Origin of the sequence: Amycolatopsis sp. WAC 04182 (genome assembly GCF_003947465.1) — a bacterium.
GTDB lineage: Bacteria > Actinomycetota > Actinomycetes > Mycobacteriales > Pseudonocardiaceae > Amycolatopsis.
Map to the genome: position 1 here is coordinate 1,344,350 of NZ_QHJJ01000002.1, position 14,948 is coordinate 1,359,297.

The 14,948-nt window shown below is 69.5% G+C and carries 17 protein-coding genes; 9 read left to right on the plus strand and 8 right to left on the minus strand.

The window, feature by feature from the left end; all coding sequences use genetic code 11:
* Window positions 1–57: 57 nt before the first annotated feature.
* Both DMH01_RS13460 and DMH01_RS13465 read left to right on the plus strand, forming a co-directional pair.
* A complete protein-coding gene (locus DMH01_RS13460) occupies window positions 58–1,275 on the plus strand; it encodes an MFS transporter (protein ID WP_125676470.1) in 1,218 nt (405 codons plus the stop codon).
* A gap of 55 nt (window positions 1,276–1,330) precedes the next feature.
* The gene (locus DMH01_RS13465) at window positions 1,331–1,942 is read left to right on the plus strand and encodes an MFS transporter (protein WP_125676472.1); all 612 of its coding nucleotides are present in this window, start codon (window positions 1,331–1,333) and stop codon (window positions 1,940–1,942) included.
* A 3-nt stretch (window positions 1,943–1,945) separates the two neighbouring features.
* Here DMH01_RS13465 and DMH01_RS13470 read toward each other — a convergent pair whose 3' ends face one another.
* Entirely contained in the window at window positions 1,946–2,356 is a 411-nt protein-coding gene (locus tag DMH01_RS13470; RefSeq protein WP_125676474.1) for a MarR family transcriptional regulator, read from the minus strand.
* An 87-nt stretch (window positions 2,357–2,443) separates the two neighbouring features.
* Here DMH01_RS13470 and DMH01_RS13475 point away from each other — a divergent pair, with 87 nt between their 5' ends.
* From DMH01_RS13475 to DMH01_RS13490, 4 genes are all read left to right on the plus strand, one after another.
* Window positions 2,444–3,520, plus strand: coding sequence for a substrate-binding domain-containing protein (locus DMH01_RS13475; protein ID WP_255432042.1), 1,077 nt, complete (start codon window positions 2,444–2,446; stop codon window positions 3,518–3,520).
* A gap of 84 nt (window positions 3,521–3,604) precedes the next feature.
* Entirely contained in the window at window positions 3,605–4,228 is a 624-nt protein-coding gene (locus DMH01_RS13480; protein ID WP_125676476.1) for an AmiS/UreI family transporter, read from the plus strand.
* Window positions 4,215–5,213 carry an aliphatic amidase gene (locus DMH01_RS13485; protein WP_125676477.1) on the plus strand — a complete coding sequence of 333 codons (999 nt, stop codon included), beginning with the start codon at window positions 4,215–4,217 and terminating at the stop codon, window positions 5,211–5,213. Before DMH01_RS13480 ends, DMH01_RS13485 begins: the two co-directional genes overlap by 14 nt.
* Before the next feature lie 29 nt (window positions 5,214–5,242).
* The gene (locus DMH01_RS13490) at window positions 5,243–5,707 is read left to right on the plus strand and encodes an SRPBCC family protein (protein ID WP_125676479.1); all 465 of its coding nucleotides are present in this window, start codon (window positions 5,243–5,245) and stop codon (window positions 5,705–5,707) included.
* Here DMH01_RS13490 and DMH01_RS13495 read toward each other — a convergent pair.
* Window positions 5,647–7,059 carry an MFS transporter gene (locus DMH01_RS13495; RefSeq protein WP_125676775.1) on the minus strand — a complete coding sequence of 471 codons (1,413 nt, stop codon included), beginning with the start codon at window positions 7,057–7,059 and terminating at the stop codon, window positions 5,647–5,649. The genes DMH01_RS13490 and DMH01_RS13495 overlap by 61 nt on opposite strands.
* Window positions 7,060–7,186: 127 nt before the next feature.
* Here DMH01_RS13495 and DMH01_RS13500 point away from each other — a divergent pair, with 127 nt between their 5' ends.
* Window positions 7,187–7,615 carry a helix-turn-helix domain-containing protein gene (locus tag DMH01_RS13500; RefSeq protein ID WP_125676481.1) on the plus strand — a complete coding sequence of 143 codons (429 nt, stop codon included), beginning with the start codon at window positions 7,187–7,189 and terminating at the stop codon, window positions 7,613–7,615.
* Between the two features lie 8 nt (window positions 7,616–7,623).
* Window positions 7,624–8,595 carry an ROK family transcriptional regulator gene (locus DMH01_RS13505; protein WP_125676483.1) on the plus strand — a complete coding sequence of 324 codons (972 nt, stop codon included), beginning with the start codon at window positions 7,624–7,626 and terminating at the stop codon, window positions 8,593–8,595.
* Here the strand turns inward: DMH01_RS13505 and DMH01_RS13510 are convergent.
* The 5 genes from DMH01_RS13510 to ligD (DMH01_RS13530) all read right to left on the minus strand — a co-directional run bounded on the left by DMH01_RS13510 (window position 8,573) and on the right by ligD (DMH01_RS13530) (window position 13,328).
* Window positions 8,573–9,961: an amino acid permease gene (locus DMH01_RS13510; RefSeq protein ID WP_125676485.1), complete on the minus strand. Its 1,389-nt coding sequence runs from the start codon at window positions 9,959–9,961 to the stop codon at window positions 8,573–8,575. The genes DMH01_RS13505 and DMH01_RS13510 overlap by 23 nt on opposite strands.
* Window positions 9,962–9,995: 34 nt before the next feature.
* Window positions 9,996–11,360: an aminotransferase class V-fold PLP-dependent enzyme gene (locus tag DMH01_RS13515; protein WP_125676488.1), complete on the minus strand. Its 1,365-nt coding sequence runs from the start codon at window positions 11,358–11,360 to the stop codon at window positions 9,996–9,998.
* A gap of 79 nt (window positions 11,361–11,439) precedes the next feature.
* Complete coding sequence (locus DMH01_RS13520; RefSeq protein WP_125676777.1) at window positions 11,440–11,973, minus strand: MarR family winged helix-turn-helix transcriptional regulator; 534 nt, start codon at window positions 11,971–11,973, stop codon at window positions 11,440–11,442.
* A gap of 104 nt (window positions 11,974–12,077) precedes the next feature.
* Window positions 12,078–12,350, minus strand: a complete 273-nt coding sequence (locus tag DMH01_RS13525; RefSeq protein ID WP_125676490.1) for a hypothetical protein — start codon at window positions 12,348–12,350, stop codon at window positions 12,078–12,080.
* Window positions 12,351–12,410: 60 nt separating this feature from the next.
* Entirely contained in the window at window positions 12,411–13,328 is a 918-nt protein-coding gene (gene ligD, locus DMH01_RS13530; RefSeq protein WP_125676492.1) for a non-homologous end-joining DNA ligase, read from the minus strand.
* Between the two features lie 46 nt (window positions 13,329–13,374).
* On the opposite strand from ligD (DMH01_RS13530), the gene ligD (DMH01_RS13535) reads away from it, so the two are divergent.
* A complete protein-coding gene (gene ligD, locus DMH01_RS13535) occupies window positions 13,375–14,352 on the plus strand; it encodes a non-homologous end-joining DNA ligase (RefSeq protein ID WP_125676493.1) in 978 nt (325 codons plus the stop codon).
* On the opposite strand, the gene DMH01_RS13540 is transcribed toward ligD (DMH01_RS13535), so the two are convergent.
* A complete protein-coding gene (locus DMH01_RS13540; RefSeq protein WP_125676495.1) occupies window positions 14,318–14,920 on the minus strand; it encodes a TetR/AcrR family transcriptional regulator in 603 nt (200 codons plus the stop codon). The two genes, ligD (DMH01_RS13535) and DMH01_RS13540, sit on opposite strands and share 35 nt — an antisense overlap.
* Between the last annotated feature and the right edge of the window lie 28 nt (window positions 14,921–14,948).

A 14,948-nucleotide genomic window follows, 5' to 3' on the forward strand; every position in this document is an offset into this window, starting at 1 on the left:
TCAGTGATCCGCGACGCGATCAGTTAAGGTAGCCTTACCTAACTCGAAAGGGAGCCCGTGCGCAAGACCATGGCGCCACTACTGCTCGCGGTACTGGTCGTTTTCTCTGCACAGCAACTGATCACCCCGATCCTGGCGCCGCTTTCGCGGCGGCTGGACCTCACGGAAAGCCAGCTGGGACTGGTCATCACCACGGCCGCGGTCGCGCTGACCATCGCCAGCACGCTCTGGGGCCGGGCGCTGGATCGCATCGGCGTCCGCAAGGTGCTGCTGGCCGGTTTGGTGCTGGCCACGCTCGGATTGACCGGTTTCGCCGTGGCTTCGGCGCTCGGCCTCGCGGAGGTCCTGTCGTCGTCCTCGGTGCTCGCCGTGATGCTCGCGACCCGGAGCCTGTTGTTCGGCGCGGGGATCGCGGCGCTTCCGGTCGCGGCGCTCGCGGCGGCCGCCGCGGCGACGTCCGACGAAGCCGACCGGACGAAGGCCGTCGGCCTGGTCGGGGCGGTACAAGGGATCTCGCTCGTCCTCGGCCCCGCTTTGGGCGGCGCGCTCGCCGTCGTCTCGTTGACGCTGCCGCTCTACCTGGCCCCGGCGTTGACGGCGTTGCTCGCGATCTGGGTGTTCGCGACGGCGAGCCGCACCCCGCACGTCCGCCCCGACGGGCCGCGCGCGGCCGGGGTGAAGCCGTGGGAAGCGCGGCTGTGGCCGTTCTTCGCGATCGGCTTCCTGCTCTACCTGTCACTCGGGCTGGTGCAGGTGATCACCGGATTCCTCATCGCGGACCGGCTGCATCTCGCGCCGGAAGAGACTGCGGGTTCCGTCGGCGTCGCGCTGTTCGCGGCGGGCCTCGTCCTCGTGGCCGTGCAGGGCGCCGTGGTCCCGAAACTCGCCTGGCCTTCCGTACGGCTGATGCGCGTCGGCGCGCCGATCGCCGTCGCCGGGCTGCTCCTGCTCGCGATCGCGGGTCAGCTCTGGTCGATCACCGCCGCGTTCGCCGTGCTCGCGCTCGGCCTCGGCCTGGCACTCCCCGGTTTCGCCGCCGCGCCGACCCTGATGGTCGGGCCGGAGCAGCAGGGTTCCGTCGCCGGCCTGGTCAACGCGACGACCGGGGCGACGTTCATCGTCGGACCGCTGCTCGGCACGGCACTCTACGAAGCCGAACCCGTCGTGCCGATCTTCGCGGCCGCCGGCGCGGCGGGAGGCGCTCTGCTGCTGGCGCTGTTCTCGCCGGCGGCGCGGCGGCTGGGGTCGCGGGACGAGGTCGCCGCCGCGAACTAGCCTCTTTCCCGGCGAAGCGGCCCAACCACCTCGCCGGGCGCTATAGGTTGTCCGCATGCACGTGCCGCCGCAGCGCGAATCGCTTCCCACCGACGGTCCTCCCTGGTGGCTCGTCATCGGACCCGGGTTCGCCGCGCTCATCGGACTGTTCCTGCTCACCGTGATCTACCGGTTCGACGGTGAGTCCCCCTTGGGGATCGATCTGGGCATGTCGAGCCAGTCCCTGCTGCTGAACGGTCTCGTCGCGTACGTCGTCGCGGCCGCGATCGCGTTCCCGGCGGGGCTGGTGCTCGGCGCGCGCTTCCCGACGTCGGTGACCATGCCCGCGCTCGCCTTGATGTTCCTCGGCGTGCTGCTGGTCGCCTTCGTTCCCGGCAGCGGTCTGCTCCTGGTCGGACGGGTGCTCACCGGACTCGGCGCGGGCGCCGTCCTCGGCGTGACCGTCGCGCTGATCCGGCGGCTCCGCACCGGTCGCGGCGCCGCGACCGGAGTGGCTGCGGGCCTCGGCGTCCTCGCCTTGGTGGCCGCACCGGTGCTCGGCGGGTTGCTCTCGGAAGCCACCGGCTTTCGCGTGGTGTTCGTGGTGGCCGCGTTGTTCGTGCTCGTCGCGCTCGTCGTCGCCGGGGTCATCGGCATCGTCACGCTGGCCAAGCCGAAACACGCCTGACCTTCAGTCGCCGAGCCCCCGCAACGCCGCGAGCACTTCGTCCGGCACGGCGAGAAGGGCTTCGACCTCCGACACCTTCGCGGCCACGCGCCGGTGCGTCGCCCGGCCGCGGGCGCTGAGGTGGACGAGGACGCGGCGCCGGTCGGCGGCGTCGACCTCGCGGTAGGCCTGCGCGGTGGTCACCAGTTTGTCGACCACCCTGGTCAGCGTCGGGGCGGTGGCGAGCGTCCGGTCGGCGAGGTCGGCCATGGCGAGACCGCCCTTGCCGCTCAGCGTGTCCAGCACCAGCCATTGGTCCAGGGTGAGACCTTCCTTGGCGAGCACCTGCTCCACCCTGGCGGCGACGGCGCGGGCGGCGCGGGTGAGCGAGCCGGTGAGCGACGTTCCGGCGGTCGTGACGCCGCGTGTCCCCATATCCCGTCCCCTTGCCAAAACCGGACACCCTCGCGATACTTCCAGGTGAAAGCACTTTGACCTTACCGGGCCACCGCACGGAGCGCCATGCCCCCACGCCTCGCCACCCGGCCCCGCGACGACACCTGGCGTGTGGCCATGGTGGTCCCGTTGCAGGGGCCGGCCGGGCTGTTCGGCCCGTCGTGCGAGGCGATCACGGAACTGGCCGTCCACGAACTCAACGAATCCGGCGGCATCCTCGGGAGGCAGGTCGAGGCCGAGGTGGTCGACGGTGGCGGCACTCCCGCGCGAGTGGCCGAGGAAGTGCGGCGCCTGGTCGGCAGCGGACGGGTCGACGCGGTCAGCGGCTGGCACATCTCGTCGATCCGGCACGCGCTCGCGCCGGTCGTGGCGGACAGGGTGCCGTACGTGTACACCTCGCTCTACGAAGGCGGCGAGCGCCGCTCCGGCATCTTCTGCACGGGCGAGACGCCGCGCTGCCAGATCGAGCCCGCCCTGCGCTGGCTGCGCGATCATCTCGGCGCCCGGCGCTGGTTCGTCGTCGGCGACGACTACGTGTGGCCGCACCGGTCGACCCGCGCGATCCGCCAGTACGCCAAGGATCTCGATCTGCGCATCACCGGGGAGGCGTTCGTCGGGCTGGGCACGGGCGATATGTCCACAGTGGTCCGTCAGGTCGAACAGTCCACAAGCGACGGTGTGCTCATGTTGCTGGTCGGGCAGGACGCGGTGCGCTTCAACCGGGCCTTCGCCGCGCACGGGCTCAGCGACCGGCTGCTCCGGTTCAGCCCGCTGATGGAGGAGAACATGCTCCTCGCGAGCGGCGCGCACGCCACCGGCAACCTCTACGTCTCCGCCGCCTACTTCCGCTCGATGGTCACCGCCGACGCGATGGACCTCCTCGGCCGCTACGTCGACCGCAACGGCCCAGGCGCCCCGGCCTTGAACAACGCCGCCGAATCCTGTTACGAGGGGCTGCACACGCTGGCCGAACTCGTCGGCAGGGCGGGCACGTCGGAGCTTCCCGCGCTCAACGCCGCGATCGACGGCGTCGCTTATCACGGACCGCGCGGCACGATCGAATTCCGCGGACGGCAGGCCGATCAGCACGTCCATCTCGCGGTGGCCGACGGCTACGACTTCGAAGTCCTCACCCGGCTCTGAAAGCCACCCTCTTGACTCACTCCCGCACACCACATACTTTCATTTGAAATTATTCCAGGTGACGCACGTTCCACGGAGGTGAACATGGGCAACGTGGGCCTGCTCTACGTCGGCGCCGCCTTGATGATCAACGGCCTGATGTTGCTCGGCCGGGTACCGCCGCGTTCGGCGGCGGTGCTGAACCTGTTCGTCGGCGCGCTGCAGTGCGTCACCCCGACCGTGCTGATCGTCCAGGCGAACGGGAATCCGGACGCGATCCTCGCCGCGTCCGGGCTGTACCTGTTCGGGTTCACCTACCTGTACGTCGGCATCGCGAACCTCGCGGGGCTGGCACCCGAAGGCATCGGCTGGTTCTCGCTCTTCGTGGCGGGCGCCGCCGTGGTGTACGCGGGAATCGCCTTCTGGCACGACGACGACCCGGTGTTCGGCGTCATCTGGCTGTCCTGGGCGCTGCTGTGGGCCCTGTTCTTCTTGGTGCTCGGCCTCGGGAAAGAACAGCTGACCCGATTCACCGGCTGGACCGTCCTGCTGCTCAGCCAGCCGACCTGCACGGTGCCCGCCTTCCTCGGCCTCACCGGCGCCTACCGCAGCGACGGCGGCACCGCGCTGCTGGCGGCCGCGATCGCGGTGGCGCTCGTCGCGGCGGCCGGTTCCCTCGACGTCCTGAAAAACCGTTCGGAGAAAAGGAGTCTTCATGCGACACGGTGATATTTCCGCCAGCCCGGACACGGTCGGTGTCGCGGTGGTCAACTACAAGATGCCGCGGCTGCACACCAAGGCCGAAGTCCTCGACAACGCCCGCAAGATCGCCGAAATGGTGGTGGGCATGAAATCCGGGCTGCCCGGTATGGATCTCGTGGTGTTCCCCGAGTACTCGACGCAGGGCATCATGTACGACCCGAAGGAGATGTACGAGACCGCGGCGACGATCCCCGGCGAAGAGACCGAGATCTTCGCGGCCGCGTGCCGGGAAGCCCAGACCTGGGGCGTCTTCTCGATCACGGGTGAGCGGCACGAGGACCACCCGAACAAGCCTCCGTACAACACGCTCGTGCTCATCAACGACCGCGGCGAGATCGTCCAGAAGTACCGCAAGATCCTGCCGTGGTGCCCGATCGAAGGCTGGTATCCGGGCGAAGAGACCTACGTCAGCGACGGCCCGAAGGGCATGAAGATCTCGCTGATCATCTGCGACGACGGGAACTACCCGGAGATCTGGCGCGACTGCGCGATGAAGGGCGCCGAGCTGATCGTGCGCTGCCAGGGCTATATGTACCCGGCCAAGGAACAGCAGGTCCTGATGGCCAAGGCGATGGCGTGGGCCAACAACTGTTACGTGGCCGTCGCGAACGCCGCCGGTTTCGACGGCGTGTACTCGTACTTCGGCCATTCCGCGATCATCGGCTTCGACGGCCGCACGCTCGGCGAGACCGGCGAAGAGGAATACGGGATCCAGTACGCGCAGCTGTCGGTTTCGGCGATCCGCGACGCGCGCACCTACGACCAGTCGCAGAACCACATCTTCAAGCTGCTGCACCGCGGCTACACGGGCGTGCAGGACGCGGACGAAGGCGACAAGGGCGTGGCCGAGTGCCCGTTCGACTTCTACAAGCTCTGGGTCACCGACGCCAAGAAAGCGCAGGAAAAGGTCGAGTCGATCACCCGCGACACCATCACTCCACGGCACCCCTGACGAGGACAGTGCGCCCTAGACTCGGCGCCATGGACAGGATCGACAGCGGCAGCCGGACGATCGCCGCCCCGCCCGAGACCGTCTACCAGGCGCTCCTGGACCGGGAGTCGCTCGAAACCTGGCTGCCGCCCGAGGGGATGCGCGGCCGGATCGAGCACTGGGATCCGCGTCCCGGCGGCGGCTTCCGCATGATCCTCACCTACCTCGACGCGTCCGCCGCGCCCGGCAAAGCGTCGGACGCGACGGACGTGGTCGAGGTCGGGTTCGCCGAGCTGGTGCCCGCGGAACGCGTGGTGCACAAGGCCGTCTTCGAGTCCGGAGACCCGGCGTTCGCGGGCACCATGACGATGACCTGGCGCCTGGCCGCCGCGGGTGACGGCACCGAGGTGACCGTCACCGCGACGGACGTGCCGCCCGGCATCGGCCAGGCCGATCACGAGGCCGGGATCGCCTCTTCACTGGCCAACCTGGCTTCCTTCGCCGAAACGCGCTGACGGCCGGACGCGATCACGAGCGCCGCGAGGACGGCCATCACCAGCGGCACGACCAGCGCCGCCCGGAAACCGCCGAGCGCGGCCTCTCGCGAACCGTCGCCGAGCGCGGCGACGTTGACGGCGGTCACCGCGGACAGCCCGAGCGCCGCACCGAACTGGAACGCCGTGTACAGCAGCCCGCCCGCGAGGCCCTGTTCGTCCTCGGCGATCCCGTCGGTGGCGACGATCGTCAGCGGACCGTAGGCGAGCGCGAACCCGAGGCCCAGGATGATCATCGACGGGAACATCGCCGCGTACGTCCAGTCCAGGCCCAGCGGCAGGAAGAGCGCGTACGCCACGGCTGCGAGCACGAGTCCGCCGAAGATCAGCCGGGTGTTGCCGAACCTCGCCACCAGCCGCGGGGTCAGCGTCGGCGCGAGGATCGCGTCGATCCCGACGGCCAGCAGCGCCAGGCTCGTCTCCAACGTCGACCAGCCCCGGAGTTCCTGCAGGTACAGCGTGACGAGGAACTGGAACCCGAAGAACGAACCGGCGAACAGCAGCGCGCTGACGTTCGCCCGGACCAACGGCCCCGACCTCAGGATGCCCAGCCGCACCAGCGGCGCGGGCGAGCGGCGTTCGACGGCCACGAAGACCACCAGCGCCGCCACTCCCCCGGCGAACGACGCGAGGGTCCAGCCCCAGCCCCGTCCGGGGTGTTCCAGCCGGACGACCGCGTAGGCGATCAGCAACATCGCCGCGGTCACGGTGAGCGCACCGGGAAAGTCCAGGCGACGCGGCACGCGCTTCTCACCGACCGGTTCCTTGATGAGCCACAACGCGGCGAGCAGGATGACGGCCGACAGGATCACCGGCGTGAAGAACACCCAGCGCCAGTCGATCCTGGTCAGCAGACCGCCGATGACCAGGCCGAGCGAGAAGCCGCCCGCCCCGGTGCCGGCGTAGAACAACAGCGCCTTGTTGCGTTTCGGGCCTTCCTCGAAGCTCGTGGTGATGATGGACAGCCCGGCCGGGGTCATGAAGGCCGCGGCGACGCCGGTGACGAACCGGGCGAGCAGCAGCATCCAGCCTTCGGTGGCGAACCCGCCCAATCCGGAGAAGACGAGGAACACCACCAGCCAGGCGAGGAACATGCGCCGGCGGCCGTACATGTCGGCGGCTCGCCCGCCCAGCAGCATGAACCCGCCGTAGCCGAGCACGTAGGCGCTCACGACGCCGCTCAGCATCGCCGTCGACAGCCCGAGTTCGGCCCGGATGGACGGCAGCGCCACGTTCAGCATCGCGACGTCGATGCCCTCCAGGAAGATGGCGCCGCACAGCACCAGGAGCACGCCCCAGGCCCGCCCGCCCATCCGGTCGGCGCGCGGCGGCGTTCGTGTGTCGATCAAGATCCGCTCTCCCTCAGTGAACGGGAACCGACGGTTACTCATCAGCCGGTCGGTTCCCTCTTGTAACCAAGGGGATCTTCCGTCACTATCGATGACCATGGAAGAAGGCACTTTGAACTCACCCAGTCGTTGTGAACTCACCGAGGAGGACTACGAGGCCTTCCAGTGGGACACGCGCGAGGACTGCGAGGTCCGCCAGATCCTCGACCGGGTGGCGGACAAGTGGTCGCTACTGGTGATCGCGCTGCTCGACCGGAACACGCTGCGGTTCACCGAGCTCAAGTACAAGATCGACGGCATCAGCCAGCGCATGCTCACCACCACGCTGCGGCATCTGGAACGCGACGGGCTGGTGAGCCGGACCGTCTACCCGGTCGTGCCGCCGCGCGTCGAGTACGCGCTGACACCGCTGGGCATGACGCTGCACCAGACCATCCAGTCGCTGGTCACCTGGACCGAGGACCACCAGAGCGAGATCGCCCTCGCGCGCGCCCGGTACGACAAACGCGTCACCGTTTAGGGAGCCGCATGGCCAGACTGTCCGGAGGGGATCCGTCACTGCTGCGGCGGCTCAACGCCATCGCCGTCCTGCGGGCGCTGTACGCGGCCGAGGAGCTCACCCTCGCGGAACTGGTCAAGGCGAGCGAGGTCTCCCGTCCCACGGTCGAGGAGATCGCCGCCGACCTCGGCGAACAGGGTCTGGTCGAGGAGGTCCCGCTTCCGCCCGGCGCGCCGCGGCGGGTGGGAAGACCCGCCAAGCGGTACCGCTTCCGCCACGAGTCCGGGCACGTCGCGGGCCTCGAGATCGGCCCGCATCAGGCGTTGTGCCTGGTCGCCGACCTGCGGGGCGAGGTCGTCGGGCGGGCGAAGGCCCGGCTCACCCCGGATTCGGCCGCCGCGGACCGTCTCGGCACCGCGCGCCGGGTGCTCGCCGCGGCCGTCGAAGGCCACGTCAACCTGCGGGTGCTCGGTATCGGCACCACCGGGGTGGTGTCCGGCGGCAAGGTCCTCCGCGACGACCGGCTTCCCGGCTGGACCGGCGTCGACCTGCCCGCGGAGTTCGGCGGCTGCCCGGTGCTGGCCGGAAACGACACCCGGCTCGCGACACTGGCCGAACACTGGCGCGGCGCCGCGCGCGGGGTCGACGACGTCGTCTACGTGCGGGCCGGGCGCACCGTCTCGCTGGGCCTGTTGCTCAGCGGGAAGCTGCACGCGGGCCACCACGGCGCGGCGGGCGAGATCGGCGCCCTGCGGCCCGCCGGCGGGTTCGTCGAGCTGGTCGCCGCGACCGTGCTCGCCGTCGACCCGCGGCTGGTGGTGATCGGCGGCCCCGAAGATTCGCTGGCGACGACGCTGCGCGCCGAACTGGCCCGGCTGTGCCTGTTCCCGGTGCGCGTCGAGACGTCGGCGCTCGGCGAAGACTCGGTGGCGCTCGGCGCGGTCCGGCTGGCGCTCAGCCGGGTGGAACGCGACCTGTTCAGCGTCGCGGATGTCGCCTGAGCAGGCCGATCACCACGATCAGCACGGCCACCGCGCCACTGGTGAACAGCTGCGTCCGCGCGTCGGCGTCCGTCCACATGAGCATGAGCACGCCCGCCATCGCGATCAGCGCGACCCAGCTGAGCCACGGGAAACCCCACATCCGCACCGGCAGATCCGCGGCCGTGCCGTCGCGGTCGGCGGCCCGGCGCAGCTTGAGCTGGGAGATCGCGATGAAGATCCAGACCAGCAGGATGTTCGCGCCGATGGCGTTCAGCAGGAACGGCAGCACATGTTCGGGGGCCAGGAAGTTCAGCAGTACGGCCACGAAACCGAAGGCCACCGACGCGAGCACCGCAGTCCGCGGGACGCCCGCGGACGACAGCTTCAGCATCGCGCGCGGCGCTTCACCGCGGTCGGCCAGGGAGAACACCATCCGTGAGGCGCCGTAGAGGTTCGCGTTCAGCGCCGAGAGCAACGACGTCAGCACGACGAAACTCATCAGGAGCGCGGCCGACGGCACCCCGATCCGCTCCAGGATGGTCACGAACGGGCTGGTGTTGGCCGAAGCGGTCTCCCACGGCAGCAACAGCACCATCAGCGCCACGGAACCGACGTAGAACAGCAGCAGCCGCACGATGACCGTGCGGGTGGTGCGCCGGATCGAATCCGCCGGGTCGTCGGACTCCGCCGCGGCGATGGTGACCAGTTCCATGCCGCCGAAGGAGAACGCGACCGCGAGCAGACCGGTCAGCACGCCTTGGAGGCCGTTGGGCAGGAAACCGCCGTGCCCGGTGAGGTTGTCGAGGCCGACCGGCGACGTGCCCGGCAGGATCCCGAACACCGCCAGCGTGCCGAGGACGAGGAAGCCGACCACGGCGGTCACCTTGATCGCGCCGAACCAGAACTCGAACTCCCCGAACGAGCGCACGGCGAACAGGTTCACCACGGTCAGCACGGCCATGAACAACAGCACCCAGGTCCACTGTGGAATCTGCGGCAGCAGGCCGTTCGCGATCCCGGCCGCCGCGGTGGCCTCGGCCGCGACCACGACCACCAGCAGCGACCAGTACAGCCAGCCGACGGTGAACCCGGCCCAGCGACCGAGCGCCTTCTCCGCGTACACCGAGAACGAACCGCTGCTCGGCTCGGCGGCGGCCATCTCGCCCAGCATGCGCATCACGAGCACCATGAGCAGACCCGCGACCACGTACGACAGCAGGATGCCGGGGCCCGCGGTCTTGATCCCCGCGCCGGTACCGACGAACAGCCCGGCGCCGATCGCGCCGCTGATGGCCAGCATGGTGACGTGCCGCCGCCGGAACCCGGTCCCGAGCGACCGGGTTTCGATCGCGGTCACGGGTTCGGCGGGACCTGGTTCGGGCATGGCGGATCCATTCGTCTGCGGTGTACTGAGAAGCTCAACCGCGGGACAACTCTTCCAGCCGCTCGTGGAGCCGGTCGACGTGGTCCTCGCTTTCGGGCTTCATCAGCACGCTACGCAGGATCCGCGCGCCGTCCGCATCCGCGTCGACCCCGGTGTGACGCAGACCGAACTGCGGCTCGCTCACCCGCAGCGTGCTGAGGAACACCGGTTCCCGCGCCGCGGCCATGCCGTTGCGCAGGATCCGCGCGCTCGCCTGGTCGATGGTCGACAGCGAAAGCGGTTCCGTGCGCGGGAAGTAGGTGACGATGTCGAGTTCCGGTGGCTGGTACAGGTCGAACCGCTCGGAGTCCTCCAGCAGCTTCGCCCACCGCAACGCCGCGCGCCGCCCGGCCGCGAGCACCCGGCCCAGCCCGTCGGGGGTGGGCGGCAGCAGCCGGAAGGTGAGCCACAACGCGGCGGCGGCCGCACCCGCCCGGGAGCATTCGAGGCTGATCTCGCCGAGATGCAGGTCTTCCGAGGTGAAGTAGGTGTACGGCGAATCGTGCAGGTAGAACCGGCCCGCCGCGGGATCCTTGAACAGCACCGCGCCGCAACCGTAGGGCTGGAGGCCGTGCTTGTGCGGGTCGATGACGATCGAGTCGGCATCGGCGATGGCGCGCCACGGGGCTTCGGGCAGCCCCTCCGGACCGTCCAAACCGGACAGAAGCCGGAAGAACCCACCGTAGGCGGCGTCGACGTGCACCCGGACGCCGTAGCGTTCGCGCAGCGCCAGCGCCTCGTGGACCGGCTCCACCGTGCCGAGCGCGGTCGTGCCGGCGGTGAGCACCACGGTACCGATCTTCCCGGTGCGCAAGAGTTCTTCGAGCGCGTCGAGATCCATCGCGCCGCGCGCGTCGACGGGCACCGTATGCCCCTCGACGCCGAGCACGCCGCACATCCGGCCGTGCGTGTAGTGCGCCTCGGCGCTGTACGCGATCCCCTTGCCCGGATGCGTTTCCCGCGCGACGAACAGGGCCTCGAGATTGGCGACCGTGCCGCTGGTGGTCAGATGCCCCAGATGCTCCGTGTAGCCGAACATCGTGGCCAGCTGCCGGACGACCTCGCGTTCCATCTCGGCGGTCGCGGGGCCGCCGTCGAGCGCGTGGTTGTTGGGGTTGACCAGCATCGCGGCCAGGTAGCCGACCACCGCGGCCGGATGCGGCGGTTTGAGCATCTGGCCGGCGTAGGACGGGTGGAAGAACGGGTAGTTGTCCTTCAACCGCTCGGTGAGCTCTTCGAACGCGGCCTCGAACCGCCCGTCGGAGATCTCCAGCGACGGATGCGGCCGGAAGGAGCCGAATGTCTCCGCCCACGCCTCGTTCGACGTCAACGCCTGACCGAGCCAGTACCGGAAGTCCATCAAGCGCGCCCTTCGCTTCGTTCGGCTCCAAAAAACGTAGGAGTCGGCGGAGGTCTCGCGCAACCGTCTTCGGTAGGGGTCAGATCTTGCGGGTACGCCGCTCTTCGCCCTTCTCCTCCAACTGCCGGACGATCTCCCGCAGCGAAGCGGCCAGTTCGGTGCAGTCCGCGGGGCTGAGCCGTGCGGTGACGAACGCTTCCTCCTGGTTGAACTCCGGGAAGAGCTCCCGCATCAGCCGTTCCCCTTCCGGGGTCAGCGCCAGCAGCACCAAACGTCCGTCGACCGGATGTCTGCGCCGGGTGACCAGTCCGTGCGCCTCCAGGGTCTTCATGACCCCGGTGAGCGTCCCCTTGGTGATCCCGGACTCCGCGGCGACGTGCCTGGTTTCCTTCTCGCCGAAGATCCACACCACCCACAGCACCACGAACGCGGTCCAGGTGAGACCCGCGGTGCGCAGGACCGAATTCTCGAAATGCAGCCGGACGGCGGTCGCGGCGCGGTGGAGATTGGCCACCGCCTCCATCCGCTCCCACAGCAGCGGGATCCCGCCCAGCTTGGCCCGGACGGCGTTCTCGGTCTCGGCCAGTGTGTGATACCCGGTCAACAGCCACATCCTCACCGGCCCCGGAGGTACCAGCCGATGGGCACGCACCCCCGCGCACCCGCTCCGCAGATCGTATGCGGAACGGGCGGGAGTCCACAGTGGTCTTTCGGAGGCTAGGCCGCGGACGCCAGCGGCTCCAGGAGATCTTGTCCTGTTTCGGACAATTCGGCGGGTACCCGGCTGCCGGGAACGCCCCCGGCGGGCATCCGGATCAGCCCGGCGTGGGCGAGGCGGTGGGCCGTGCTCTGGTCGCTGCACGGCAGGCCGTCGACATAGAGATCCGGCTCCAGGCTGATGGTGATCTCAGCCCTGCCCTGAGCCACCGCTCGCAGCATGGCCAGGGCCCGGCATGACAGGCCTTCGGGGTCTTTCGCTCTCTCGTTCATTCGGGGTCACTCCTCTGACCTGGGAGTTTCCCGTCCAGCACGGTTCAAACATGACGACGGTCACCGTGGGGGAACGGCCGCGCGATGCTCGGCGATGTCGCCGAACAGATCGCCCAGCTCCTCGACGCGCTCGAGCACCTGCTCGGCGGTGAACAGCAGGTCCTCGGCCTTGCGGCAGGCTTCGACCTCCTCCCAGGTCACCGGCGTGGAGACGGTCGGGATGGCGCGGCCGCGCAGCGAGTACGGCGCGATGGTGGTCTTGGCGGTGTTGTTCTGGCTCCAGTCGATGAACACGCGCCCGGGGCGGATGGCCTTCGTCATCCTCGCGACCACGGTTTCCGGTGAGCGGCGCGCGAGTTCCTCCGCGACGGCCTTGGCGTACTCGGAGGTGCGTTCGTCGGACCGCGTGCGCACCGGGCAATACAGCTGCATTCCCTTGTTGCCGCTCGTCTTCGCGTACACCGTGAGCCCGTCTCCGACGAGCAGGTCGCTGAGGGTCTCGGCCACCCGGCAGCAGTCGACGACGTCCGCGGGCGGCCCGGGATCGAGATCGAACACCAGCAGATCGGGCGACTTCCGCGCGCCGCGCGGGCCGACCGTCCACTGTGGAATGTGCAGTTCCAGTGCGGCGAGATTGGCCGCCCACATCAAGGTCGGCAGGTCGCCGACGACCGGGTAGTCGAGCGTCTCGTCCCCGCCCCGGCGGCCGCGGTTGGTGAGCCGCGCCGTGCGCACCCAGTCGGGAGCGTGCCGGGAAACGTTCTTCTCGTAGAACGGTTCGCCGTCGACACCGTCGGGGAACCGGCGGAACGTGGCGGCGCGGTCGCGCAGATGGGGGAGCATGACGGGGGCTATCCGGCGGTAGTAGTCGAGGACCTCGCGTTTGGTGAAACCGTGCGCGGGGTAGAGCACCTTGTCCAGATTGGACAGGCCCAGCCGCCGCCCCTCGACCTCGACCGTTATCCGCTCCTCAGGCACCCTTCGACGATAGATCACCGGCGGGGTTTCCGGGGTACCGTGAGGCATGAGCACCGTGCCGGACGCGATCGCCCCGATGCTGGCGACCGACGGCGACCTGCCCACCGGCGGATGGGGCTACGAATACAAATGGGACGGCTACCGCTGCTGCCTGCGTGTCGCGCGGGACGGCGAGACGCGCCTGACCAGCCGCCGCGGCCTCGACGTCACGGCGACGTACCCGGATGTGACCGCCGAAGCGCTCAACGGCCGTGAAGCCGTCCTCGACGGCGAGATCGTCGTCCTCGACGACCAGGGACGGCCCAGCTTCCCGCTACTGCAAACGCGGCATCTGCGTACTCCGGACGCGTCGCTGCTGGAACGCAGCCCCGTGCACTTCTTCGCCTTCGACGTGCTGTTCCTCGATGGCGACACCCTGCTCGACGAGCCGTACGAGGCCCGGCGCGAGGTGCTGACGTCGTTGGGCGCCGGCGGCCGCATCGCCATCCCGCCGGGCTACACCGACGGCGACATCTCCCCCGATCAGCTGCTCGAAGTCGTCCGGCAACACGGGCTCGAAGGGCTGATCGCGAAGAAGCTCGACAGCCGCTACCACCCCGGCAAGCGGACACGGCAATGGGTCAAACGGGCGCTGTGGCACACCCGGGAGGTCGTGATCGGCGGCTGGCGCCCCGGCGACGGACGGCGCTCGGGGACACTCGGCGCGTTGTTGCTGGGCGCGCACGACGAATCCGGCGGCCTCCGGTACATCGGCGACGTCGGGACCGGCTTCAGCGACAAGGTCCTCGAAGACCTGCACGCCCGGCTCACCCCGCTGGAACGGAAGAAGCCACCGTTCACTTCGGAGGTCCCCCGCGACCGGGCACGGCGGGTGCACTGGGTCGAGCCCGAGCTCGTCGGGGAGGTCGTCCACCGGAACTGGACGCCGGACGGCCGTCTGCGGCACACGACCTGGCGAGGACTGCGGGCGGACAAGACCCCCGAGGACGTCACGATGCCGGAGTCGGCAGCCGATCCAGGATGAGCAGGGCCGCGCGTTCGACCTGACGACGACGGCGTTCGTCGGCGACGTCCTGGATGCTGAACGCCCAGTGCGCCTCGAACAGGCATGCCAACGCGTAGACCGTGCCCGCGACGTCGTCGGGGGAAGCACCGGGGCAGTGCGCGGCCAGCGTCGCCTCCAGTTCGGGCAGCCAAAGCCCGGTCCACAGCTCGCGCAGACGACGGCGCACCTCCACGTCACGCGCGCTCAAGGCCACCAGCTCGGTCCACACGACCAGATCCTCGTGAGACCGGTACGCCCCCGGCGCGAAGAGGGACAGCACCCGCTCACGAAGCGGCAGGCCGGGATCGCGGCGGAAGATCTCCGCTCCCAAGGCGCTGACGGCGTGCTCGATGAAGGCACCGAGCAACTCGTCCCGGGAGCCGAAGTAGTGCAACACCAGCGTGCGCTGCATCCCCGCTGCTTCGGCCACCTTCGCGAAGGTCACGCCCGCCAGCCCTTCACGCACCACCACTTCGGCGGTGGCTCGCAGGATCTCCGGGACCCGCTCACCGGCCTTGCTCGGCCTCCCGATTTGATTTACTGTCATGACAGTAAATATATCAAACGGGGGTGGT

Excerpts from the sequence above, each read along its gene's own strand:
- DMH01_RS13465 (WP_125676472.1), top strand. The coding sequence starts at position 1,331 with ATGCACGTGCCGCCGCAGCGCGAATCGCTTCCCACCGACGGTCCTCCC.
- DMH01_RS13470 (WP_125676474.1), bottom strand. The coding sequence starts at position 2,356 with ATGGGGACACGCGGCGTCACGACCGCCGGAACGTCGCTCACCGGCTCG.
- DMH01_RS13475 (WP_255432042.1), top strand. The coding sequence starts at position 2,444 with ATGCCCCCACGCCTCGCCACCCGGCCCCGCGACGACACCTGGCGTGTG.
- DMH01_RS13480 (WP_125676476.1), top strand. The coding sequence starts at position 3,605 with ATGGGCAACGTGGGCCTGCTCTACGTCGGCGCCGCCTTGATGATCAAC.
- DMH01_RS13485 (WP_125676477.1), top strand. The coding sequence starts at position 4,215 with ATGCGACACGGTGATATTTCCGCCAGCCCGGACACGGTCGGTGTCGCG.
- DMH01_RS13490 (WP_125676479.1), top strand. The coding sequence starts at position 5,243 with ATGGACAGGATCGACAGCGGCAGCCGGACGATCGCCGCCCCGCCCGAG.
- DMH01_RS13495 (WP_125676775.1), bottom strand. The coding sequence starts at position 7,059 with ATGGGCGGGCGGGCCTGGGGCGTGCTCCTGGTGCTGTGCGGCGCCATC.
- DMH01_RS13500 (WP_125676481.1), top strand. The coding sequence starts at position 7,187 with ATGACCATGGAAGAAGGCACTTTGAACTCACCCAGTCGTTGTGAACTC.
- DMH01_RS13505 (WP_125676483.1), top strand. The coding sequence starts at position 7,624 with ATGGCCAGACTGTCCGGAGGGGATCCGTCACTGCTGCGGCGGCTCAAC.
- DMH01_RS13510 (WP_125676485.1), bottom strand. The coding sequence starts at position 9,961 with ATGCCCGAACCAGGTCCCGCCGAACCCGTGACCGCGATCGAAACCCGG.
- DMH01_RS13515 (WP_125676488.1), bottom strand. The coding sequence starts at position 11,360 with ATGGACTTCCGGTACTGGCTCGGTCAGGCGTTGACGTCGAACGAGGCG.
- DMH01_RS13520 (WP_125676777.1), bottom strand. The coding sequence starts at position 11,973 with ATGTGGCTGTTGACCGGGTATCACACACTGGCCGAGACCGAGAACGCC.
- DMH01_RS13525 (WP_125676490.1), bottom strand. The coding sequence starts at position 12,350 with ATGAACGAGAGAGCGAAAGACCCCGAAGGCCTGTCATGCCGGGCCCTG.
- ligD (WP_125676493.1), top strand. The coding sequence starts at position 13,375 with ATGAGCACCGTGCCGGACGCGATCGCCCCGATGCTGGCGACCGACGGC.
- DMH01_RS13540 (WP_125676495.1), bottom strand. The coding sequence starts at position 14,920 with ATGACAGTAAATCAAATCGGGAGGCCGAGCAAGGCCGGTGAGCGGGTC.